Genomic DNA, 21,924 nt, shown 5'->3' with positions numbered 1-21,924 from the left:
CGAAACGGAATCGGAAAAGCCGCCCGCCGGTGTCGTGCGACGCCGGCGAGCGGCCATGTGTTGCGGCAAAGCGGTGCCGTCGTATCAGGCCAGTTCGTCCGGGCCCACGCGCACGACGACCTTGCCGAAATTCTTGCCGGCGAGCAAGCCGATCAGCGCTTCCGGCGCGTCGGCCAGGTCAGGCACGACGTCCTCGAGCGTCTTCACCTTGCCCTGCGCGACCCATTCGCTCATTTCCTTCAGGAACGGTGCATAGCCGGTTGCATAGTGATCCAGAATGATGAAACCCTGCACGCGGATGCGCTTGCGGAGGATCGTCGACATCAGCAGCGGTACGCGGTCGGGGCCGGCCGGCAGTTCGGTGTCGTTGTAATGCGCGATGACGCCGCAGACCGGCACGCGCGCATGCTCGTTGAGCAACGGCCACACCGCGTCGAACACGGCGCCGCCGACGTTCTCGAAATAGACGTCGATCCCGTTCGGGCACGCCTCCTTCAGCTTCGCGGCGAACGCCGGATCGCGATGGTCGACGCACGCGTCGAAGCCGAGCGAGTCGGTCACGTACGCGCACTTGTCGGCGCCGCCCGCGACGCCGACCACGCGGCAGCCCTTCAGCTTCGCGATCTGGCCGACCACGGCGCCGACCGCGCCGCTCGCCGCCGCGACGACCACCGTTTCGCCGGCTTTCGGTTCGCCGATCTTCAGCAGCCCCGTGTACGCGGTGAAGCCCGGCATGCCGAGCACGCCGAGCGCGTACGACGGATGTGCGAAGTCGCGGCCGAGCGGGATCAGGTCGCGTCCGTCGGACAGCGCATAGTCCTGCCAGCCGGCCCCGGCGACCACGAGATCGCCTTCGCGGAACGCGGGCAGGTTCGACGACACGACACGGCTGACCGTGCCGCCGACCATCGGCTGGCCGAGTTCGGCCGGCGGCGCATACGACGGCGCGTCGCTCATCCGGCCGCGCATGTACGGGTCGAGCGACAACCAGACCGTGCGCAGCAGCACCTGGCCGGCGCCGGGCGTCGGCACGGTGCTGGTTTCGGCGCGGAAGTTGCCCGGCGTCGGTGCGCCGACCGGGCGCGAAGTCAGGATGATCTGGCGGTTTGCGGTCTTGCTTTGCGGCATGTAAGCCTCCGTCAACAGGAATGAACGTGCTTCGTGGGCACGAACGGATCAGGGATGGACCAGCAGGAAGTGCGCGCCCGCGATAGCGGCAGCGGTCAGGCCGTCGTGGTCGCAGGCAGGCGGATGGAGCAATCGGGACAGCGTAACGCGGAGCAAGGCATTCGTCATTGATTGTCTGAGTAGACCAGTCGTCTAGAATCGGGGCAAAAACAAGGCGCGCCGATGCGCGCCCGGATTACGACTGCGCTCCGTTGTTTGCAACCGGTGGCAGGTTCAGCATGCGCCGCGTCTCGGCCATGGCCCTTTCCAGCGGTATGCGGGTGCGGTGAATTTTTTCCAGCAGCGTCGCGCCAAGCCACAGCTCGTACAGGATCGCGGCGGCGTGCGGCGGATCGTCGACCTGGCCGAGCGAGCCGTCGGCGAGCCCGGCTTCGATGCCGCCCGCAAGCCGCTCGATGATCTGGCTGGTGCCGCGCCGCAGTACCGCGCGCATCGCTTCCGACAGGTCCGACACTTCCGCGCCGAGTTTCACCGCGAGGCACTTGCCTTCGGGATCGTCCGCGCACTGCGTGTGCAGCCAGTTGCCCCAGTACGTCATCAGGCGCTCGGCACCGGTGCCGGCCTGATGCTTGAGCAGGTTGTCGAGATGCGCGAGATACCCCTCGAAATACGATTCGAGCAGCGCTTCGCCGAATGCCTCTTTCGAGCCGAAGTAATGATAGAACGAGCCCTTCGGGATGCCCGCCGCGGCGAGAATCTCGTTCAGACCGACCGCCGAAAACCCCTTGTGGAGCATGATCGGCTTCGCGATATTCAGGATGTGCTGGCGGACTTCCGCGCCTGAAGATGCATTCATGATGGCGTATGGTAGCAACGATTAGACCGGTCGTCTAGTAACGTCGAACCGGCATGTTGAGCGGCACTTTACCCGATCCCCGTCGCGCGCCCAATGGCCGGCCGGCAATCCCCTGCCCCGTTGCGTGCACGGCGTCACACGAGCGACTCGATTTCGTCGCAGGCGTTTCATCGATTTCCCGCTTAAATACGCCCGGCGCATGTGCCGGCGGTCGCAAAATGGCAACCGGCATTGCACACGTGTGCAATGCGCTGGAACGTCGTTGCCTCCTCTCGAACCCGTGACCAGGAACGCCCCATGACCGCTTCGAAACCCGCTCGCCCGCCTGCGCCGAACCGCCGGCGCTTCATCCAGCGCGGCGCCGCGCTGACCCTGTCGCCGCTCGTCGGTACGCTGGCCGCCTGTGGCGGCGACGGCAATACGACGTCTGCGTCGTCGTTTGCCGCAACCGGCGCCTCCAATACGTCCGCACGCAGCTTCGGCATTGCCGATCGCTCGATCACGATCAATGTCGTCAACGCGATCCCGTCGACGACGCTCGCGTTCGGCAGCGCGGCGAGCCAGAGCGGCTCGACGCCGCAGGCGTCGCAAGCCCTGATCGCGACCGGACAGTCGACGGCCGTCAGTGCCTCGAACAGCTGGGGCGATTGCACGGGATCGTTCAGCCTCGCCGGCGGCGACGCCTCGTTCGCGATTGCGTACACGCATCCGTTCGGCTCGCAGCCGACCACCGTCAGCGTCTCGCCGTCGGCCGGCTACGTCGCGGGCGCCGACGCCGCGACGTTTCCCGGTCACGACTCGGTCGCGAATCTCAACCTGTATCGCGGCGTCGCGACCGCGAACGGCGCATGGGTCGTCCCGCTCGCGCAGCTCGCGACGCCGCCGGCCAACAACGGCCAGGATTTCGCGAACAGCATGTTCGGCAGCAACGTGCGCACGGCCGCTGCCATCCAGTCCGCCTATCAGAGCACGGGCCCGCTCGGCTATGTGCCGCCCGCGGATTTCACGGGCGGCCAGCTCGCGGGCTTCGTCGCGCAATGGGTGCAGCGCTGGCAGAACGGCGCGTCGTACACCGTGCTGCCCGGCGCCGACGCGCAGCTGATCGATGCGCTGAAGCAGTATGTATCGAGTGCGTCGAATGCCGGCCCGCTGACGATGTGGGTGCCGCAGATCGCGTGGCAGGCCGGCACGGACCCGGCGGTTTTCGCGTTGACGGGCTATCGCGCGTTTCCGTTCGTCGATGCGCAAGGCAGCTGGATCGCGGCGACGGTGTCCGCGTTCCTGACGCTGCTGGCGGCCGGCTCGCACCTCGTCGCGATCAGCGCGACCGGCGACCTGCCGGCGGGCGTCACGATGCAGGCGTTCGACAGCTTCATGGGGGCGAGCGGGCTGGCGACGTCGACGGATATCGGCAACTCGCACTACGCTTCGGTCGTGAACACGACGGGCCGCTACTACCTGAGCGTCGGCAGCGATTTTGCGCCGGCGAACTGCGGGCTGATCCTGTCGTTCCTGTACGGGCGCACGGTGAACAACCTGCTCGCGGGCGCCGGTACGTACAACACGTTCATCCAGCTCGAAGGCTGGCAGGCTGGCGGCTCGCGTCACAACGCCGACTACGCGACCTATCAGCAGACGTTGTGGAACATCTCGACGTACGGCGCATCCGCGTACAGCGAGAAGCGCGCGACATCGATCTTCCTCGCGCCGGCCGGCTGGACGCCGCAGGTCTATCAGACGACGCGGATGATGCCGTACGTCGGTGCGTATGCGCAGTCGAACGGTACGCCGCAGGGCTGGTTGAATACGTCGCTCGTGACGATTCCGGCCGATGCGCCGCCGTTACTGTCGCGATATGTGACGAGCTGAGTTGAATCGGGCGTGCACGCGTTCAGGCGCGTGCCGTCGGGCCTGCTCACGGGCCGGCGTGCTCGTTCGGCGTGCGTCGATACCGGTCGGCGCACGCCTGCGGACCGATCGTCAGCGCGAGGCCTCGTCGGTGCGCTTTCTCGTGCGGGCCTTGCGGCCCTCGCGCTGGGCGGCCGGAGCCGTCTTGACGCCGCGCAGCGGCGCCCGGCGTGCGAGCACCGTCATCTCCCGCCTCAGCGCATCGAGCTCCTTGCCGCGCGCCGCATCGGTCGCCAGTGCGCCGTCGAGCTGCCCCTGAAGCACGCCGCATCGATGCAGCGCGTCGCCAAGTTGCGCCTGCAGCGCGGTCTGGTCCTTTCGCTGCTGCGCATCGCGTTGTTCGGTGCGCGACGTCGCTGCGTCGAGCTCCTTCTGCAACCGCGCGGCCGCGAGCCGCTCGCGATCGATTTCCTGCAGCGCCCGCTTCTCCGATGCACGCAAGCGCTCCTCGGCGCGGCCCGCATCGTCGCGCAGCCGGTCGAGCTGGGTACTGAAATCCGCGCGGGCCTGCGCGAGCGCGCGGTCGCCTTCCGCGTTGTCGGCCGTCACGCGTTCGATCTCTGCTTGCAGCGCTTGCCGCGATGCATCGTCGGCCGCCCTCGCCTGCTCCAGCTCCTGAATGCGGACCTGCGCGGCCAGCAACGCAGCCGTGCGTTGTTCCAGCGCGGTTTCGGTGCGGGCCAGTTCGGCCTGGAGCGTCGCGACTTCCGCGTGCGCGGTTGCCCGCGCGGCCTCGACTTCCGTACGCAGTGCATCGAGCGCGGCGGCCGCGGCGGCGCTCGACCGGTTCCACAATGCCGCGACCAGTTCGCCGGCCACCGCCTGCAGATCGGCCGGCAGGTCGGGATGCTCGATCCGGACGCGGCTCTTTTCCCGCAGCTCGGCCCAGAACTCGCCGAGGACGGCCGTCGGCGTGCTCATGCTGCCCTTGCGAACGAGCTGGTACAGGCGGTTGGCCGTGGGCGTGATGCCGAACCGGAAGAACAGCAGCGCGCACGCTTCGCGATACAGCTCGCGCGTTTTCGGGAAATCGGCCTTGAGACGCTCGATTTCGGCGGTCAGGCGGGGTTCGTCGACAGCGAGATCGGACATGGCGGGTTTCGTCGGGAATTTCGTGAATAATATAACGTAAATCGTTAAATATCCAATCATTCGCTCGATTGAATTTGACATTATTTCTATAATGTCGAGATTGATGGGGGCGACGGTCGCAATGGTTGTCGTCACGCCCGGTTCTTCATACGCTTAGGAATCACGCCTGCCGGGAGACCCGAAATGGTGGACGTCAGATTGAACGTACCGATGGTCGATCAGAGCGGCGTAAAGAAGACCAAGTCAGGATCCAAAGCACTGAACAACGCCTGCTGGTATGCGGCGGCGTGCATGGTTTCGTACTTCCACCGCCCCGGGCCGCGTGTGGGCATACCGTCGCTCTGGCGCGCGGACCAGGGGCTTCCTCAGTCGAGGATCCCCGACTTGTGCGCGAACGAGGGACTCGTGCCGCTCTTTCAGCCGACGACCATTACGCCCGAATGGCTCGCCACGGTACTGACGAAATTCGGTCCGATCTGGGCCGCCGGGCACTTCCTGGACAGGCCTGACCAGACTGAAATCGGTCACGTGATCGTCATCACGGGGATCCAGCAACGCATCGTTCATTACAACGACCCGGAGGGGCCCCCTCCGCGCACGATGCTTCTGGGGACGCTCGACACCGGACGGCACCGACCCAACGGACTGCTGGTGAAAGGGTCCCACCGATATTGAATGCCCGGCGGGCGCCGAGCCGCCCGGCGCGAAACGCCCCTGCAGCCGCCCCCGAAAACCGTCAACATTGCGCCATTGAAAGCCGGTTGCGCTGCCCTGCCGTGTCGTCGGCATCCATCCGCTGCATCCGCCAGGAAAACAGAAGAACCAGGAGCCCGCGTTGCGCACATTCCGGATCGGCTTCCGTGGCTTGTTCGTCAAGCTCGTGCCGACGTTCATCGTCGTGGGGTTCGTCGCGATGGTGCTGTCGTCGGTACTGACGAGCGTGCTGTGGCGCACGCATGCCGAAAGCGACATCCGCCGCTTTCTCGGCAACCTCGACCGCCCTGCACTGGCCGGCGCGGCCGGCGCCGTCGACTGGCGCGACCCGGTCGCCTGCCGCGCCGCGGCCGACGCGATGTTCTGGCAGATCGCGCGAATCGGCGCGCGCGACGTGATGGATTTCGCGCCGATGATGGGCTTCTTCGGCGCCGGCCGGCTGCAGGTGCGCATCGCGCGGCCGGATGGCGCGGGATGCGAGACGTCGCCGGCCGCGTCGCCGCTGTTGTCCGATGCGTTCGCGGCGACCCCGGCCGATTCCGCCGCACCCGACACGATGCTGCATCGCGACGGCGACTGGGCGATCGTCACGCGCGTCGCGCTGGCCGGCGGCGCGATCGCGCGGATCGGCGTGCATTACTGGCCGGGCTGGCAACTCCACTACGAGATCGCCGACGATGCATCGGCCTACGACCTGATGCGCACCGTGCTGTATCTCGGCGCGATGGGCGCGAGCTTCGCGGGACTGCTGGTCTGGTTGCTGGTGCGGCGCGTGCGGCGGATGACGGCCGCGGCCGACCGCTGGGCGGCCGGCGACCTGTCGGCGCGGATCGCCGATGCGTCGCGCGACGAGCTTGGCGCGCTGGCCGCGCATTTCAACCGGATGGCCGATGCGCTCGCGCGTGCATTCGGCACGCAGAAGGCGCTCGCGGTGTCGGTCGAGCGCACCCGCATCGCGCGCGATTTGCACGACACCGCGAAGCAGCGCAGCTTCGTGCTCGGCCTCAAGCTGACCGAACTGGAATACGAGGCGCAGCGCCACCCCGACTTGCTGCCGACCGTCGGCGCGGCGCGGCGCCTGGCCGATCATCTGCAGCAGGATCTCGACAACGTGGTGACCGGCTTCAGCCTGCCCGCGATCGCCGAGGACGGCCTGCACGCGGCCGTTTCGCACGCGGTGCACGACCTGCTGGCCGGTTCGGGCATCGACTGGTCGCTCGACCTGCCGGAAGCCGCGACGCGCGCGCTCGATGCCCATCCGGCAGCCGCGCACGAACTGCTGATGATCACGCACGAGGCAGCCGCGAATGCGCTGCGTCATAGCGGCTGCCGCCGCATCGACATCGCGTGCGAACCCGGCACTGCCGGGCGCGCATCGACCGGTTCGCCGCCGCGCTGGCGATGGGTCGTGCGCGACGACGGCAGCGGCTTCGATCCGGCCGCCGTGCCCGTCGGCATGGGGCTCGGCAACCTGCGCTGGCGCGCGGACGCGCTGCCCGGCGGCATGCTCGACATCGTGTCGGGCGCGGACGGCACGCGCGTGACCGTTCATTTCAATCCGATGGAGACGGCATGACCACCATCCTCATCGCCGACGATCACGCGGTCGTGCGCGAAGGCATCCGCGGACTGCTACGGCTCGATGCATCGTTCGAGATCGTCGCGGAAACGGACGACGGCGCATCGACGATCGAGCAGGTGCGCGCGCATCGCCCCGACGTGCTGTTGCTCGACCTGATGATGCCGGGCATGGGCCACGCGGGCGCGCCCGCCGTCATCCGCGCGATTCGCACGGCCAGCGGCGATACGCACATCATGGTGCTGACCTCGTCCGACGACGATGCGCTGGCGCTCGCCGCGATCGACGCCGGCGCCAATTCGTTCCTGCTGAAATCGATGCGCGGCGAGCGTCTGCTGCAGGCGATCCACGCGGCCGTCCACGGCGAACCGACGCTGCACCCGGGCATCGCGCAGCGCATGATCGGCGCATTGCGCAAGCCGCCGCGCAGCCCGTTCGCCGCGTTGACCGCGCGCGAGCTGGAAGTGCTGCGCTGCCTGGCCGAGGGCGGCAGCAATGCGCGCATCGCGACGACGCTCGGCATCACCGAAAAGACCGTCAAGACGCATCTCGGCAACGTGATGTCGAAGCTGCACCTGTCGGACCGCACGCAGGCCGTCGCGCTGGCATGGCGCGAAGGACTGATGTCGCCGAAATCCTGACAGCCGCCGGTTCGCCGGTTCGCCGGTTCGCCGGCTCTCGGTGGCGGCGAAACGCCAGCCGCCGTTCGCGCACTCCCCGGCGGCGCTTGCCGCGTCTACGACTTTGGTCGCATGCATTCCCCCGCAACGACAGGACCTTCGCCCGATGTGCGGCGCGGATGGCGTCCCTAAAGTGACGCTGTCGCGCAATCGAGCGCATTCGTTACGGCGAAACCATGAGACCTGCCTGGCTGCTGTTCCTTCCTGTCGCGCTGGCGGCGTGCGCGTCGCCCGAGCCTTCCGCCGCCGGCCGCGACGTGCGCATCGTCATGCGCGACCCCGGCAGCGCCTGCCGTCATCTCGGCGACGTGACCGGCAGCCGCGGCAACTTCCTGATCGGCGGCTTCATCCCGGACGCGGCGCTCGAGACCGGCGCGCGCAACGACCTGAAGAACCGGGCGGCCGAACTCGGCGGCAACGTCGTGGTGCTGCTCACGCAGCGCGGCGTGCAAAGCGGCAGCTTCGACGGCACCGACGGCGGCTACCTGCGGCAGACCGGCGTCACGCTGACCGGCAGCGTCTATCGCTGTCCGGGTACGGGAGCGTGACATGCGCCTCTTCGCGACCCTGATATGGAGCCTCGGCATTTCCGGCTGGCTGCCCGGCTGCGGCGGCGACGCCAACGAACCCGCCGTGCCGGGCGGCCTGCCGCCGGCGCCGCGCGAGAGGCTGCGCGCCGCGTTGCAGGACGACGCATTCGTGCCGCAGACGCACGGCATCTGGGCGCTCGCCGGCACCGGCGCCATCGCCGAGATTGGACCGCACGGCGCCGTCATCTACACCACGACGCGCACCGGCAGCCTGTGCTGGCGCGATCCCGCGTACAACGCGAGCACGAAGGCGACTGCCGCCCTGATCGGGATGTATGCGCACTGGCGCGGCGACATGATCTTCACCGATTCGCCCGACGGGCTGCAACTGCATGCGCGCCCACTGGCCGCGCTGCCCGACGCGTGCCGCACGGCGGGCAGCGGCGCGTCGTCGCCGCTTGCGACTTACGACGCGGTCGCGGCTCTGCTGCTCGATTACTACTCGTTCGCGGCCGACTACGACATCGACTGGCCAGCGCGCATCGCGCGGCTGCGTCCGCAGGCGGCCGCGGCCGGCAGCGACGCGGCGCTCGCGCCCGTGCTCGACGCGCTGCTCGCCGCACCGGTCGATGCGCATACCAGCATCGGCGACGAAAGCGATTCGTTCACGCTCGGCTGGCGCGACGAAAACGCGCCGCAGCAGACGTTTCGCCGGTTGCGCCACGCGTGGGCGCAGGAGGCGCCCGATACGCCGTTTCCGGCCTGGCTCGGCGTCTGGCATGCGCGCCAGACGCAGGCACGGCTCGGCTTGCTGCGCGCCGATGCGCGCGGCATCGAATTCGACGGCAGCGTGGTCTGGGGCGTGCTAGACGGCAATATCGGCTATCTCGCGATCGACCGGATGGGCGGCTTCGCGGGCGCTCCGATCACCGACATCGAACAGGATCGGGCCCGGCTGGCCGGCAAGCTCGATGCCGTGTTCGAGCGGCTCAAGGAAACGCGTGCGCTCGTGCTCGACCTCGCGTTCAACCAGGGCGGCGCGGCCGAGATCGCGCACGACATCGCCGCCCGCTTCGCCGACCGCAAGCGGCTCGCCTATACGCGTGCGCTGCCGCAGGCGGCCGGCGTCGCGCCGCAGCCGTTCCACGTCGAACCGGGCGGCGCCGTGCGCTACGCGAAGCCGGTCGTCGTGCTGACGAGCGACGTCACCGTCAGCGCCGGTGAATACCTCGTGCTGATGATGCGCACGCTGCCGCACGCGGTCCAGGCCGGACAGACCACGCAGGGGGCGTTGTCCGGCGGCTTCGGCAAAGGGTTGCCGAACGGCTGGATGATGGGCATCGCCAATCATGTGACGCGCGATGCGGCCGGCGTGTCGTACGAAGCACGGGGAATCCGGCCCCACGTGGCATTCGACGTGATCCCGGACAATGCCTCGGAGTCGGGATATGTTCGCGCCGTGACGCGTGCCGCGATGCTTGCGGCACAGCGGGCGCGGTAACGCGCCGGCGCACGCGCAGCGTGGACCGGTCGCGCCGCATCCCTGGGCTGTCATGGATCTGCCACCGTCGACCGGTAGCGTTCGGGGCTGACCCACGCTATCGACAGACGAATCCGCCATGCAGCGCACGTCGCGCGCCACGCCCCACGTTTATGCGGCCACGTCCCACGCCCTCGCCATCAGCCTCGCGGTCAACCTGTTGCTGCTTGCCGTCGAAACGGCCGCGGCATCGGCTGCGCATTCGTCGGGGCTGCTCGCGGACGTCGCGCATGCGGCGATCGACCTCGCGGCCGATGCGCTGATCCTCGTTGCCTGCCGGCTCGATGCCCGCCTGCCGCCGGAGCGGCGACCGACCTACGAACCGCTCGCGCTCGCCGGTCTCGGCGCATTGCTCGCCGCGACCGGCGCGCAGATGATCTGGCAGGCGATGAGCCGCTTCGCGACGCCGCCCGTCGTGCAGCCGGGCGCGACGGCGCTCGCGCTCGTCGCCGTCGCGCTTGCCGGCAAGGCCGTGCTGTCGCACTGGATGCTGCGCAAGGCGCGAGAGACCGGTTCCGCGCTGCTCGAGGCGAGCGGCTGGCACGTGCGTACCGATGCGCTGTCGTCGTTGCTGGCGGCGCTCGCGATGAGTGCGGCGCTGGTCGGTTTCGGCCGCCTCGACGATCTGGCCGCGCTCGCGATCGGCGCGCTCGTGATCCGCACGGGCGCCGGTTTCATCCGGCGCGGCTGCGCGCAATGGCCGGCGTTGGCCGCATGGGCCGATCGCTCGACGCGCGGGTCGTGAACGCGGGCAGCATCGGCGTGCATTGAGCGCCGCTACCCGCTTCGGGTGACGCATCCGGGCGGCGCAGAATGAAGAAGAGGCTCGCGTTGCGCGAGCCTCTTTTGCGTGATGTCGTCACCGCCGTTCGGCGCAGGACGCATCGGCCGGTGTCGATGTATTCCCAGACGAATGCATCCCTGGCCGATCAGTCGGCATCGAGCCTGCGGCTTACCCGAGCGGCACGACACTCCCGAGCAGGATCCGCACGAGCGTCGCCTGACGCGTGACGCCCGTCTTCGAGAAGATCGCGCGCAAGTGGGTGCGCGCCGTGTTCTTGCTGATCCCCGATTCCTCGGCCGCTTCCTCGAGCGTCAGCCCGTTCGTCAGCAGCAGCGCGAGCGACGTCTCGGCCGGGGTCAGGTCGAACAGCTTGCGGATGATCTCCTGCGCCCCCTGCGGCTTGCGGTCGGGGTCGCGCAGGAACAGCGTGACGGCCGGCCGCCGCTTGTTGTCTTCCGACCAGTCGGACAGCAGCACCGTGCGCACCAGCAGACCCAGGCGCGGCTTGTCGAAGCTGCGCGTGATCGGCATCGCCTCGACGGTTGCCGCGGCCGTGCCGTGGTGACCCATCACCGCATGGCGGATCAGCCGCTTCAGCGTGCGGTTCTCCTGCGCGTCGGTCGCCTCGATCGTGCCGCGCGCAATCGTCAGACCGTTGTTCTGCTTGAGGATCTCGTCGGCGACGCTGTTCATGTCGATGATCGTGCCGTTCTCGTCGAGCGCGATCGTGCCGACCTGCATGCGGTCGATCGCATTCGCGTAGATCGAGCGTTCGACCTCGGCCGAATCGAGCCGCGAATGCAGTTCCACCGCGCGCTTCAGGTGCGGCAGCAGCAGCGCGCAGATCGCCTTGTCGCGCGCGGAGAACTGCTTCGACGCATGGTTGCGGCAGACGCGGAACCGGCATTCGACGCCCGACGGCGTGCGCAGGTCCGCGCCGAGGATATAGCGCACGTCCTGCGGCTTCAGGAACTGCTTGTACAGTTCGCTCGACAGCCAGCCCGTGTCGCCGAACACGTCGTCGACCGTGACCACGCGATCGGCCGGCAGGCCGACGAACGGGTCGAGCGAATAGTAGTAGTTGTTGTACGACGCCTCGCCGTCGCCCGGCACGACCGGGCCGAATTCCGAGGCGTGCACGGACAGCGGCGCGCGGCGATCGCTCGCGGCCGCGCGCAGGATCAGCGTCACGTAGTTCGCCTGCAGCCAGCGACGGACGAGCTCGAGCGCACCGGCCCACGGCGGCGTCTCCAGCGGCCCCTGGTAAATGCGTGCCATCAGCTCGCTGAAATCCGCGACGCCGATATCGGCCTCGTCACTTGTTGCCTGGCTCTCTTGCGGAGCCCATCTCGTCTCCATCAGCACGCTCCATCCTCCATACGACATGTTTCCGGTGCGACCACCCGCGCCGCCATGATTAAGACGCGTCTAAATTCCGGCGTCATCGGGAGATTCACTGAATGGTGAGAATTGGTCATTCGCGCAGACGAACCATCGTCCAATCGGATGATGTGGCGCCCTGCCTGCTGCGCTGGAATGCCCGTCAGGCCGTGCCGGCAAGCATCCGGCGCGGACTCAGGGAAAACCGCGACACGGGTTTACCTGATTCAGACCGCTTCCGATTCAGACAGGAGTTCCCATGCCGCTCGACCCTCAGGCGCAGGCGCTGCTTGCCGCATTCGCCCAGGCCCCCGCGATCGATTTCGCGCAGCTCACCGTTCCCGCGTACCGCGCGAGTCTCGCCGCGGGCGGCGCCTTCGCGCCCGGCGACACCATTGCCGCCGAAGAGGACTGGCAGATCCCGGCATCGGGCCGCCCGTTGTCCGCACGGCTGTATCGGCCCGACGCCGACGGACCCTTGCCGCTGACCGTGTTCTTCCACGGCGGCGGCTTCGTGTCGTGCGGCATCGATTCGCACGCGAACCTGTGCCGCAGCCTCGCGCGGCGCGCGCGTACGCTCGTGCTGTCGGTCGACTACCGGCTCGCGCCCGAAGCACGCTTCCCGGCCGCCGCACACGACGCATGCGACGCCGTGCGCTGGGCGGCGGCCAGCGCACGCGATCTCGGCGCGCGTGCCGGTGCGGTGGCCGTGGCCGGCGACAGTGCGGGCGGCAATCTCGCGGCGGTCGCCGCGCTGCAACTGCGCGACTCGGGCGTCGCGATCGCTCACCAGTTGCTGTTGTATCCGGTCGTCGATTGCGCGACCGAGCATCCTTCGTACGAATCGCTCGGCGACGGCTTTTTCCTGACGGCCGACATGATGCGCTGGTTCAAGCATCACTACTTCGACGACGGCGCCGATCGCGCGTCGCCGCTCGCCAGCCCGCTCGCCACGCCGGACGTCGCGGGCGTTGCTCCGGCGACGATCGTCAGCGCCGAATTCGATCCACTGCGCGACGAGGCCGAAGCGTATGCGCTGCGCCTCGCGCAGGCCGGCACACCGGTGACCCTGGTGCGCTGGCCGGGCCAGTTGCACGGTTTCGCGAGCATGCTCGGCGCCGTCGACGCGGCCGATCGCGTGCTGACGTACGGCGCCGCCGCGCTGCGCCGCGCGTTCGACGCCACGGAGGCGCAATGACGCTCGCCAGCACGCTGGAGATCGTCGACGAGCTTCGTGCGGGCCGCATGGTCCTGCTCGTCGACGAAGAGGATCGCGAGAATGAAGGCGATCTCGTGATCGCCGCCGATCACGTGACACCCGACGCGATCAATTTCATGGCGCGCTTCGGGCGCGGGCTGATCTGCCTGACGCTGACCGCCGAGCGCTGCGAGCAACTTCGGCTGCCGCCGATGGCCGATCACAACGGCACGCCGTTCGGCACCGCGTTCACCGTCAGCATCGAGGCGGCCGAAGGCGTGACGACCGGCATTTCGGCGGCCGACCGTGCGCATACGATCCGCGCGGCGGTGCGGGAAGGCGCGCGCCCCGACGATCTCGTGCAGCCCGGCCACGTGTTCCCGATCGCCGCGCGCCCGGGCGGCGTGCTCGTGCGTGCGGGTCACACGGAAGCCGGCTGCGATCTCGCGGCGCTGGCCGGGCTCACGCCGGCGTCGGTGATCTGCGAAGTGATGAACGACGACGGCACGATGGCGCGCCTGCCGGAGCTGAAGACGTTCGCCGCGCATCACGGGCTGAAGATCGGCACGATCGCCGACCTGATCCACTACCGCCGCGAGCACGAATCGCTCGTCGAGCGCGTCGGTGAGCGGCCGCTGCATACGCCGTGGGGGCGGTTTCGCGCGATCGAGTATCGCGACGCGGTGCACGGCGCACCGCATCTCGCGCTCGTGCGCGGCGAACCCGATCCCGCGACGCCCGTGCTGACGCGCGTGCACGAATGCCATTCGTTGCTCGACCTGCTCGACGCGGAGCCGTCCGCGCATTCGTGGCCGTTGCACGCGGCGCTGCAGCGCATCGACGCGGCCGGTTGCGGGGTGGCGGTGCTGCTCGATTGCGACATGCGCGGCGACGCGATGCGGGTGCCATCCGGCACGGTGCGCCGCGACGGGCGCGTGACGGGGATCGGATCGCAGATCCTGCGCGACGTCGGCGTGCGGCGGCTGAACGTGCTGTCGAGCCCGTTCCGGCTGCCGGCGCTGTCGGGGCACGACCTGGAGATCATGGCGTTCATCCCGCTCGGGGACGACGATCCGGAAAGCGCACGGGGCGGGCACGGGAGTCCGCTGCGGGCCGCTTGATGCGTCGATGCACGGGCGTCGTGCGCGACGCCTGATGCGGGATGGTCGGCCGGGTGGACGCTCGACAGGCTATCGCTTGTTTTCGCGAAATACCGCCTCGGGTCGGTATGTCGCCGACGCATGCCGACGTTCATGTCCAGCGGGATGCCGGCTTGCCGCCGCCCCGCGCCATGACTCATCCACCCGGACGATGCGAGCCCGCACCACCGCCTCACAATGGTCGCCGTGCCCATTGCCGACGCCCGCGCCCTCATGGAATCTGCCGACCTCACGACCGCATTCAGCCCGCTGCAGATCGGCCCGCTGACGCTGCGCAACCGCCTGATCAAGTCCGCCACCAACGAAGGCATGACGCCGAACGGCGTGCCGTCGCGTGCGCTCGTCGGCTTTCATGAGCGCATTGCCGAAGGCGGCGCCGCGCTGACCACCGTCGCGTACTGCGCGGTCAGCGACGATGGCCGCACGTTCGTCGACCAGGCACGGCTCGACGTGCCGACGGTCCGCCAATTTCGCGCGCTGACCGATGCCGTTCATCGCCACGGTGCGGCCGCTTCCGCGCAGATCACGCACGGCGGCTGCTTCACGTTCCTGCCGTCGCTGTCGACGAAACGGCCGTTGAGCGCGTCGGGCGGCTTCAACAAGGTCGGCGTGATGAGCGGCCGTTTCCTGAAACAGGCGATGACGCGTGACCAGATGACGACGATCGCCGGCGAATTCGCGCAGGCGGCCCGGCATGCACGTGACGCAGGCTTCGACGCGGTCGAGATCCACATGGGGCATGGCTACCTGTTGAGCCAGTTCCTGTCACCGCTGTATAACCGCCGCCGCGATGCATACGGCGGCGACGCGGCGAGCCGGGCAGCGTTCCCGGTCGAGGTGCTGCGCCGCGTGCTCGACGCGGTGGGTCGAGATCTCGCGGTGGTCTGCAAGATCGGCGTGACCGAAGGCGTGCGCGGCGGTGGCACGGCCGACGACGCATGCGAGATCGCGCGGCGCCTCGAAGCGGAAGGTGCGCACTTGCTGGTGCTGAGCGGTGGAATGAATGTCGAATCGGTGTGGCAACTGTTCGGCAGCCCGTTGCCCGGCGACGCGCGTGCGAATGCCGACAACGCGATCGTGCGGGCCGCGATGACGCTGCAGAAGCTCACCGAACCGAAGATGGGCGCATTTCGCGAGATGTATTTCCTCGAGCATTCGAAGCAGGTGCGCGCGGCCGTCAGGATGCCGCTCGCGTATCTCGGCGGCGTGCGTTCGCGCGACAACGTCGAACGGGCGATGCGTGAAGGGTTCGACGCGGTCGCGCTCGCGCGTGCGCTCGTGTTCGAACCGGGTTTCGTCAACGGACTGCGCGACGGCAGGCTCGTGCAATCGGGCTGCACGTCGTGCAACCGCTGCGTCGTGTCGATGTACACGCCCGGCGGCACCGCGTGCGTGCTGCGCGAGCCGAACGACCCCGCGCCGAACCGCGTGCCGGCCGCCGGCGCTTGACGTCTGGATGCGACGCGTAACGCGGGCGCCGTGACCGCTCAGCCGGCGTCGCGCGCGCGGGCGAGCGCCGCGAGGTTGCCTTCCCCGAACCCGTGGTGCCCCTTGCGCTGCACGATCTCGAAGAAGATCTCGCCGGGCAGCCGTTTGACGAAGGTCTGGAAGAACAGCCTCGGCACGCCGTCGCTGCCGATTTCGCCGTCGACCAGCACCGCGCGGCGGCGCAGTGCGTCGAGATCGAGGCCGTGCCCCGGCAGCCGCGCATCGACGTCGTCGTAGTAGCGTGCCGGCGGCTCGATGAATTCGACGCCGTTCGCGCGCAGCGCATCGACGCACGACAGGATGTCGTCGGTGGCCAGCGCGACGTGCTGCACGCCTTCACCCGGGTGATCGGGCAGGTATGCGTGCATCAGCTCGGTGCGCCGCGTGCCTTCCTCGTAGACCGGAATCCGCACTGCGCCGCACGGCGACACCATCACGCGCGATTCCTCCGACACATGCCAGTGCGCATCGATTTCGTGGATCTCGCGAAAATGCAGCAGGTCGTGGTAGAAATCCAGCCACTCCTGCATGCGCCCCGCGCCGACGGTTTGCGTGAAGTGGTCGACCTGCTGCAGGCCGACGCCCACGCAGTCGAGGTCGGTATGCGCGGTCGCGATGTCGATCGGCCGGAAATCGATGTCGAAGATCGAGATGTCGCCGACGCCGCCGCGCTGGCCGTCCCGCCCGCGCCAGCGGTCGACGAAATAGAGGTGCGAATCGCCGATGCCCTGGATCGCCGGGATCTTCAGCTCCCCGACACCCACTTTTTCGCCCTCGAACGCCCACGCGCCGAGCTCGATCGCCCGTTCGAACGCGCGCCGGGCGCTCGCCACGCGCAGCCCGATCGCACAGACGCCCATCCCGTATTCCTCCGCGTAGCGCGCGGCGAACGAATCGGGCTCGGCGTTGATCAGGAAATGCATCTGCCCCTGCCGGTACAGCGTGACGTTCTTGCTGACGTGCCGTGCGATCGCCTTGAACCCGAGTTGCCCGAAGCGCTGGGCCAGCGCTTCCGGCACGGGCGCCGCGAATTCGACGAATTCGAGGCCGGCCATCCCGAGCGGATTGGCGGCCGGATCGGCGACGGGCGGCGTATCGCTGGACAGGGGGTGGGAATTGCCGGGCATTCCAGTCTCCGGGGACAGGCGGTCGATGGGGAAGGCGCCCGTCGCGTGCGGCATGCGCGGCCGACGGGGCGACCGCGCATCCGCCCCGAACGGGCGAATTGTCGATGCTGCAGATTTTAACCAGATCGTTCACGGCGGCACACCCTGGCCGAACGGGATATCGTCGCGCCGCCTAGTGCAAACCCGGAAAGCGTTCGATAATCGCACGAACTTGAACGATAATCGCGCATTTTGTCCGATTGGCCAATTGCCGCCGTGCGGCGCGCGCCCTATTCTCCGTTCACCCATCGACTTCAATGCAGCATCGGACGCGGCGCCGCCACGATTCCACGATGCGCCGTGCCAGGAGACACCGCCATGACCCCAACCTTCGACACCCTCGACGACGCCGCCGGCGCCCGCGCGCGCAGCCAGGCCCGCAAGGCCGCGATCGGCAGCTTCGTCGGCGCCGTCGTCGACTGGTACGACTTCCTGCTGTACGGGATCGTCGCCGCGCTCGTATTCAATTCCGAGTTCTTTCCGAAAGTCAGCCCCACGATGGGCACGCTCGCGGCGTTCGCGACGTTCGGCGTCGGCTTCCTGTTCCGGCCGCTCGGCGGCGTCGTGTTCGGCCACTACGGCGACCGGCTCGGCCGCAAGCGGATGCTCGTGCTGACCGTGATGCTGATGGGGCTGTCGACGGTCGCGATCGGCCTGCTGCCGGCGTTCTCGACGATCGGCTGGTGGGCGCCGGTGCTGCTGGTGCTGATGCGCGCGATCCAGGGTTTCGCGGTCGGCGGCGAATGGGGCGGCGCGGCGCTGATGGCCGTCGAGAGCGCGCCGAAGCAGAAGAAGGCGTTCTACAGCAGCGGCGTGCAGGTCGGCTACGGTGTCGGGCTCGTCCTGGCCACCGGCATCGTATCGATCCTGAGCCACACGCTCGGCGAGGCCGCGTTCAAGTCGTGGGGCTGGCGCCTGCCCTTCGTGTTCAGCATCGTGCTGGTGCTGATCGGGCTGTGGGTGCGCAAGAACATGGACGAGTCGCAGGAGTTCGTCGAGAAGGTCGAGCACGGCAACCGCAAGCTGCGCCTGCCGGTGCTGGAAGCGCTGACGCGCCATCCGAAGGCGTTCCTGCTGATCATCGCGCTGCGGCTCGCCGAACTGTTCACGATGTATATCGTCACCGCGTTCGCGCTCAGCTATTCGACGACGAACCTCGGCATGTCGCGCGACCTGTTCCTGAACATCGGCCTGCTGGTCGGCGCGGTGAGCTGCGTGACGATCCCGTGTTTCGCGTGGCTGGCCGACCGCTACGGCCTGCGCCGCATCTACCTGATCGGCGCGGTGATCGGCGTCGCGTCCGCGGTGCCGTTCTTCGTCGCGCTGGAAGCGCGGTCGATCGCGTGGATCGTGATCTTCTCGATCCTGCTGGCGAACGCCGCGCACGACATGGTCGTGAGCGTCCAGCAGCCGCTGTTCACCGAGCTGTTCGGCGCCGAATACCGCTACAGCGGCGCGGGCGTCGGCTACCAGTTCGCGAGCGTCGTCGGCGGCGGGTTCACGCCGTTCATCGCGGTCGGCCTCGTCAGCCTGGCGGGCGGGTCGTGGCACTTCGTCGCCGGTTATCTCGCGGTGGGCTGCCTGATCTCGCTGGCGGTCGCCGCACGGATGCGCGCGGCGCAGTGACGGAATGAGCGCGTGGCCGGCCCGACTCGCGGCCGGCCCATTCTCCACGCCGGCAGGCAATCGACCTGCTGCAGCGCAGGGGCGACGTCAAACACTGTCAATCGCACGCCCCCGATCCCCCTTTTCCCCTCTGAACATTCCACGCCGCCGGCCGACCAATGGCATCATATGGGCCTACGTCAGTCACCGATACGCCCCCATATCATGTCGAATCTCATCGTCCACGGCGGCACTCCGCTGCGCGGGGACATCAAGCCGTCCGCGAACAAGAACGCCGTCCTGCCGATTCTGTGCGCCACCCTGTTGACCGATCAGCCGCTGCGCCTCATCGGCGTGCCGGACATCACCGACGTGCGCAAGATCCTCGACATCTTCCGCACGCTCGGCAGCGATGTGTCGGTCGACTTCACGACGGGTTTGCTCGAACTCCACCATCGCAACACGAAGTTCGATCCGGCCGTCCACCGGCTGCCCGAGGCGATGCGCTCGTCGATCATGCTGATTCCGCCGCTGCTCGCGCGTTTCGGCGTCGCGCGCCTCGAGAACGACGTGAAAGGCTGCACGCTCGGCGTGCGCGAAATCGACCCGCACGTCGAGGTGTTCGAGCGTTTCGGCGCGCACATCGAGCGCACGCCCGATTCGCTGATCGTCCGTACCGACGGCCCGCTGACGGCCAACGATCACTGGTTCGACTACGCATCGGTGACGACTACCGAGAACTTCGCGCTGTGCGCGACGACCGCGAGCGGCACGTCGACGCTGATGAACGCGGCGTCCGAGCCGCACGTGCAGGAGTTCTGCCAGTTTCTCGCGATGATCGGCGTCACGATCGAGGGGATCGGCACGTCGCGGCTGTGCGTGACGGGCGGCGGCAAGCTCGGCGGCGGCGAGTTCCGCTTCGCCGAGGATTTCCACGAGATCGCGACGTTCCTCGCGCTCGGCGCGATCACCGGCGGCGACATCACCGTGCGTAACTCGTCGCCCGAACATTTCCCGCTGATCGACCGCACGTTCGCGAAGTTCGGCGTCAACGTCACGCACAGCGACGGCTGGTCGCGTGCGGAACGCGACGGCCCGCTGCGCGTGCGCCGGCCGTTCACGCAGAACATCCTGACCAAGGTCGAAGCGGCGCCGTGGCCGTACCTGCCGGTCGACCTGCTGCCGATCTTCATCGCGCTCGGCGTGCGCGCGGAAGGCAGCGCGATGTTCTGGAACAAGGTCTACGACGGCGCGCTCGGCTGGTCCGGCGAACTGTCGAAGTTCGGCGCGCACGTGCTGCTGTCCGATCCGCACCGGTTGATCACGTTCGGCGGGCTGCAACTGACGCCCGCACGCGTCGAGAGCCCGTACATCATCCGTGTCGCGATCGCGCTGCTGATGGTGGCCGCGAGCATCGAAGGCCGTTCGGAAATCATGAATGCGCTGCCGATCCGCCGCGCGCATCCGCATTTCGTCGAAAACCTGCGTTCGGTCGGTGCGAACGTCGAGTGGACGAGCAGCGAGTAAATCCCTGACGGGGCCGCTCACGTGACGCAAGCGTCGCATGGCGCCCCCGCAATCGGCCGGCCATTGCGCCGGCCGCTCCTCTCCCGCGTTACCCGCCTTCCCCGCAATCGACGTCACCGGCGCCCATGTGGTCGAACCCGTAAAGCATCACGGCCGTCGTGCCGCGTGCAGGGTTGCTCGGGCGTTTCGCGAGGCTTTCATCGAGCGCGTTCGACGGATACTGGACGCTCGTATCCATCACGTTGCCCGGCTGCGACCGCAGTTCCGCTTCGGTCAGCTTGCTCCCCTCCGCGCGCGGCAGCCCGAACGCCTTGCGCACCTCTGCCGCGTTCCACGTTCCCTTCAGCGTGACCGTGACCATCTGCAGCTCGCCATGCTCCCAGTTCAGGTCGACCTTCGTCGCGAGCGGATGCACGCTGGCCGCGAGCCGGTCGGGGAACGCCGGGCCTTCGTAGTACGCCTTCGTGTTCTTGCACGCGTCGCCGGTGTTCCGGTACTTCTTCAGCGCGCAATTGAAGCGCTTGTCACGATAGCCGAGCGCCGTTTCGACGTAGCAGCCGAACCTGGGCGACGTCATGCGCGGCCACGCACGGATGTCGACGGCCGGTTTGGGGAGTGTTGCGCCGGTAGTCGCAGGGTTCGCCGCGGCAAGCAGCGGCACGGCCGCGACGAGCACGGCCAGGGCGGATTCTCGGATTGTCATTGTTCTGTTCCAGTCGGACCGGCGATTCTAGCGCGGCTTCGCCAGCGTGGTTGATCTGCGCGATAATCGCCCGATTCTGCGCGTTCACCGCACACCAGCCTTCAGCGACCTGACGATGAAAAAGCCCGATCTCGACCGACGCGACTGGATTGCCGGCCTCGAAAAAGGCCTGATGATCCTGGAAGCCTTCGACAGCCAGCACGCGCGCATGACGCCCACGCAGGCCGCCGCGCGCACCGGCCTCACGCGCACGGCCGCGCGGCGCTACCTGCTGACGCTCGAATCGCTCGGCTACGTGTACACCGACGGCAAGCTGTACGGCCTCACGCCGCGCGTGCTGCGGGTCGGCTGGTCGTACTTCGATTCGGCGCGGCTGCCGCGCACGGTCCAGCCCTATCTGCAGCAACTGAGCGCGTCGCTGAACGAATCGGCGTACGTGAGCGTGCTCGACGGCTGGGAACTGGTGTTCATCGCACGCAACGGCGTGTCGCGGGTGATGACGACGGGCTTCGTGCTCGGCGCGCGCGTGCCGGCGCCGCTCACGTCGCCCGGTGTCGTGCTGCTCGCCCATCATCCCGATCGCGAAGCCGTGCGCGCGTGGCTCGACGACACCGAACTGCCGCCGTTCACGCCGCACACGATCACCAACAAGGCGCGCCTGCTCGAACAGGTCGACCAGGCGCGCGACGCCGGTTTCGCGGCGATCGAACAGCAATTGCAGGTCGGCGTGCGCGGGATCGCGGTGCCGTTGAAGAACCGTCACGGCGAAGTGGTCGCCGCGCTGAGCACGAACATGCCGATCGGCGCGGAGACGGCCGACGCGGCCGTGCGGCGTGTGCTGCCACATCTGCAGGAAGCCGCGCTCGCGATGCTCAACGTGCTGTAG

19 protein-coding genes are annotated in these 21,924 nt (G+C 68.3%); 13 read left to right on the top strand and 6 right to left on the bottom strand.

The window, feature by feature from the left end:
• Positions 1-84: 84 nt before the first annotated feature.
• Positions 85-1,128 carry an NADP-dependent oxidoreductase gene (locus OHZ10_RS26615; RefSeq protein ID WP_059240560.1) on the bottom strand — a complete coding sequence of 348 codons (1,044 nt, stop codon included), beginning with the start codon at positions 1,126-1,128 and terminating at the stop codon, positions 85-87.
• A 235-nt stretch (positions 1,129-1,363) separates the two neighbouring features.
• The gene (locus tag OHZ10_RS26610; protein WP_059240561.1) at positions 1,364-1,984 is read right to left on the bottom strand and encodes a TetR/AcrR family transcriptional regulator; all 621 of its coding nucleotides are present in this window, start codon (positions 1,982-1,984) and stop codon (positions 1,364-1,366) included.
• Between the two features lie 297 nt (positions 1,985-2,281).
• Here OHZ10_RS26610 and OHZ10_RS26605 point away from each other — a divergent pair, with 297 nt between their 5' ends.
• Positions 2,282-3,853, top strand: coding sequence for a hypothetical protein (locus OHZ10_RS26605; RefSeq protein ID WP_342704848.1), 1,572 nt, complete (start codon positions 2,282-2,284; stop codon positions 3,851-3,853).
• 111 nt (positions 3,854-3,964) lie between these two features.
• Here the strand turns inward: OHZ10_RS26605 and OHZ10_RS26600 are convergent, their stop codons facing one another.
• Positions 3,965-4,984: a DNA-binding protein gene (locus tag OHZ10_RS26600; protein WP_342705993.1), complete on the bottom strand. Its 1,020-nt coding sequence runs from the start codon at positions 4,982-4,984 to the stop codon at positions 3,965-3,967.
• Positions 4,985-5,167: 183 nt separating this feature from the next.
• Between OHZ10_RS26600 and OHZ10_RS26595 the strand changes: the two genes are divergently transcribed.
• The 6 genes from OHZ10_RS26595 to OHZ10_RS26570 all read left to right on the top strand — a co-directional run bounded on the left by OHZ10_RS26595 (position 5,168) and on the right by OHZ10_RS26570 (position 10,772).
• A complete protein-coding gene (locus OHZ10_RS26595; protein ID WP_342704847.1) occupies positions 5,168-5,659 on the top strand; it encodes a papain-like cysteine protease family protein in 492 nt (163 codons plus the stop codon).
• A 160-nt stretch (positions 5,660-5,819) separates the two neighbouring features.
• Complete coding sequence (locus OHZ10_RS26590) at positions 5,820-7,274, top strand: HAMP domain-containing protein (RefSeq protein WP_342704846.1); 1,455 nt, start codon at positions 5,820-5,822, stop codon at positions 7,272-7,274.
• Entirely contained in the window at positions 7,271-7,918 is a 648-nt protein-coding gene (locus OHZ10_RS26585; protein WP_342704845.1) for a response regulator transcription factor, read from the top strand. Before OHZ10_RS26590 ends, OHZ10_RS26585 begins: the two co-directional genes overlap by 4 nt.
• A gap of 215 nt (positions 7,919-8,133) precedes the next feature.
• Positions 8,134-8,505, top strand: coding sequence for a DUF4156 domain-containing protein (locus OHZ10_RS26580; RefSeq protein ID WP_059240567.1), 372 nt, complete (start codon positions 8,134-8,136; stop codon positions 8,503-8,505).
• A gap of 1 nt (position 8,506) precedes the next feature.
• A complete protein-coding gene (locus tag OHZ10_RS26575) occupies positions 8,507-9,988 on the top strand; it encodes a S41 family peptidase (RefSeq protein WP_342704844.1) in 1,482 nt (493 codons plus the stop codon).
• Positions 9,989-10,106: 118 nt separating this feature from the next.
• A complete protein-coding gene (locus OHZ10_RS26570) occupies positions 10,107-10,772 on the top strand; it encodes a cation diffusion facilitator family transporter (RefSeq protein ID WP_342704843.1) in 666 nt (221 codons plus the stop codon).
• A 207-nt stretch (positions 10,773-10,979) separates the two neighbouring features.
• On the opposite strand, the gene OHZ10_RS26565 is transcribed toward OHZ10_RS26570, so the two are convergent.
• Positions 10,980-12,170: a helix-turn-helix transcriptional regulator gene (locus OHZ10_RS26565; RefSeq protein WP_059240569.1), complete on the bottom strand. Its 1,191-nt coding sequence runs from the start codon at positions 12,168-12,170 to the stop codon at positions 10,980-10,982.
• 280 nt (positions 12,171-12,450) lie between these two features.
• Here OHZ10_RS26565 and OHZ10_RS26560 point away from each other — a divergent pair, with 280 nt between their 5' ends.
• The 3 genes from OHZ10_RS26560 (at position 12,451) to OHZ10_RS26550 (ending at position 15,998) form a co-directional block, all read left to right on the top strand.
• A complete protein-coding gene (locus tag OHZ10_RS26560; RefSeq protein WP_342704840.1) occupies positions 12,451-13,389 on the top strand; it encodes an alpha/beta hydrolase in 939 nt (312 codons plus the stop codon).
• Complete coding sequence (gene ribBA / locus OHZ10_RS26555) at positions 13,386-14,510, top strand: bifunctional 3,4-dihydroxy-2-butanone-4-phosphate synthase/GTP cyclohydrolase II (protein ID WP_342704839.1); 1,125 nt, start codon at positions 13,386-13,388, stop codon at positions 14,508-14,510. Before OHZ10_RS26560 ends, ribBA begins: the two co-directional genes overlap by 4 nt.
• Positions 14,511-14,762: 252 nt before the next feature.
• Positions 14,763-15,998 carry an NADH:flavin oxidoreductase gene (locus OHZ10_RS26550; protein WP_174992184.1) on the top strand — a complete coding sequence of 412 codons (1,236 nt, stop codon included), beginning with the start codon at positions 14,763-14,765 and terminating at the stop codon, positions 15,996-15,998.
• 38 nt (positions 15,999-16,036) lie between these two features.
• On the opposite strand, the gene OHZ10_RS26545 is transcribed toward OHZ10_RS26550, so the two are convergent.
• Complete coding sequence (locus tag OHZ10_RS26545) at positions 16,037-17,164, bottom strand: 4-hydroxyphenylpyruvate dioxygenase family protein (protein WP_174992185.1); 1,128 nt, start codon at positions 17,162-17,164, stop codon at positions 16,037-16,039.
• 357 nt (positions 17,165-17,521) lie between these two features.
• Here OHZ10_RS26545 and shiA point away from each other — a divergent pair, with 357 nt between their 5' ends.
• On the top strand, positions 17,522-18,829 hold the full coding sequence (gene shiA, locus OHZ10_RS26540) for a shikimate transporter (protein ID WP_342704837.1): 1,308 nt from the start codon (positions 17,522-17,524) through the stop codon (positions 18,827-18,829).
• A 204-nt stretch (positions 18,830-19,033) separates the two neighbouring features.
• Positions 19,034-20,335: a UDP-N-acetylglucosamine 1-carboxyvinyltransferase gene (locus OHZ10_RS26535; RefSeq protein ID WP_059240575.1), complete on the top strand. Its 1,302-nt coding sequence runs from the start codon at positions 19,034-19,036 to the stop codon at positions 20,333-20,335.
• 88 nt (positions 20,336-20,423) lie between these two features.
• Here the strand turns inward: OHZ10_RS26535 and OHZ10_RS26530 are convergent, their stop codons facing one another.
• Positions 20,424-21,038 carry a hypothetical protein gene (locus OHZ10_RS26530; protein ID WP_342704836.1) on the bottom strand — a complete coding sequence of 205 codons (615 nt, stop codon included), beginning with the start codon at positions 21,036-21,038 and terminating at the stop codon, positions 20,424-20,426.
• Between the two features lie 115 nt (positions 21,039-21,153).
• On the opposite strand from OHZ10_RS26530, the gene OHZ10_RS26525 reads away from it, so the two are divergent.
• Entirely contained in the window at positions 21,154-21,924 is a 771-nt protein-coding gene (locus OHZ10_RS26525; protein WP_059240577.1) for an IclR family transcriptional regulator domain-containing protein, read from the top strand.

Source organism: Burkholderia arboris (assembly GCF_038723655.1).
Classification (GTDB): Bacteria; Pseudomonadota; Gammaproteobacteria; order Burkholderiales; family Burkholderiaceae; genus Burkholderia; species Burkholderia arboris.
Note: the sequence above shows the minus strand (reverse complement) of the source record. Positions and strands in the feature narration are given on the sequence as shown.

Excerpts from the sequence above, each read along its gene's own strand:
- OHZ10_RS26535 (WP_059240575.1), top strand. The coding sequence starts at position 19,034 with ATGTCGAATCTCATCGTCCACGGCGGCACTCCGCTGCGCGGGGACATC.
- OHZ10_RS26550 (WP_174992184.1), top strand. The coding sequence starts at position 14,763 with ATGGAATCTGCCGACCTCACGACCGCATTCAGCCCGCTGCAGATCGGC.
- OHZ10_RS26530 (WP_342704836.1), bottom strand. The coding sequence starts at position 21,038 with ATGACAATCCGAGAATCCGCCCTGGCCGTGCTCGTCGCGGCCGTGCCG.
- OHZ10_RS26570 (WP_342704843.1), top strand. The coding sequence starts at position 10,107 with ATGCAGCGCACGTCGCGCGCCACGCCCCACGTTTATGCGGCCACGTCC.
- OHZ10_RS26610 (WP_059240561.1), bottom strand. The coding sequence starts at position 1,984 with ATGAATGCATCTTCAGGCGCGGAAGTCCGCCAGCACATCCTGAATATC.
- OHZ10_RS26595 (WP_342704847.1), top strand. The coding sequence starts at position 5,168 with ATGGTGGACGTCAGATTGAACGTACCGATGGTCGATCAGAGCGGCGTA.
- OHZ10_RS26575 (WP_342704844.1), top strand. The coding sequence starts at position 8,507 with ATGCGCCTCTTCGCGACCCTGATATGGAGCCTCGGCATTTCCGGCTGG.
- OHZ10_RS26605 (WP_342704848.1), top strand. The coding sequence starts at position 2,282 with ATGACCGCTTCGAAACCCGCTCGCCCGCCTGCGCCGAACCGCCGGCGC.
- OHZ10_RS26525 (WP_059240577.1), top strand. The coding sequence starts at position 21,154 with ATGAAAAAGCCCGATCTCGACCGACGCGACTGGATTGCCGGCCTCGAA.
- OHZ10_RS26545 (WP_174992185.1), bottom strand. The coding sequence starts at position 17,164 with ATGCCCGGCAATTCCCACCCCCTGTCCAGCGATACGCCGCCCGTCGCC.
- shiA (WP_342704837.1), top strand. The coding sequence starts at position 17,522 with ATGACCCCAACCTTCGACACCCTCGACGACGCCGCCGGCGCCCGCGCG.
- OHZ10_RS26585 (WP_342704845.1), top strand. The coding sequence starts at position 7,271 with ATGACCACCATCCTCATCGCCGACGATCACGCGGTCGTGCGCGAAGGC.
- OHZ10_RS26600 (WP_342705993.1), bottom strand. The coding sequence starts at position 4,984 with ATGTCCGATCTCGCTGTCGACGAACCCCGCCTGACCGCCGAAATCGAG.
- OHZ10_RS26560 (WP_342704840.1), top strand. The coding sequence starts at position 12,451 with ATGCCGCTCGACCCTCAGGCGCAGGCGCTGCTTGCCGCATTCGCCCAG.
- ribBA (WP_342704839.1), top strand. The coding sequence starts at position 13,386 with ATGACGCTCGCCAGCACGCTGGAGATCGTCGACGAGCTTCGTGCGGGC.
- OHZ10_RS26615 (WP_059240560.1), bottom strand. The coding sequence starts at position 1,128 with ATGCCGCAAAGCAAGACCGCAAACCGCCAGATCATCCTGACTTCGCGC.
- OHZ10_RS26580 (WP_059240567.1), top strand. The coding sequence starts at position 8,134 with ATGAGACCTGCCTGGCTGCTGTTCCTTCCTGTCGCGCTGGCGGCGTGC.
- OHZ10_RS26565 (WP_059240569.1), bottom strand. The coding sequence starts at position 12,170 with ATGGAGACGAGATGGGCTCCGCAAGAGAGCCAGGCAACAAGTGACGAG.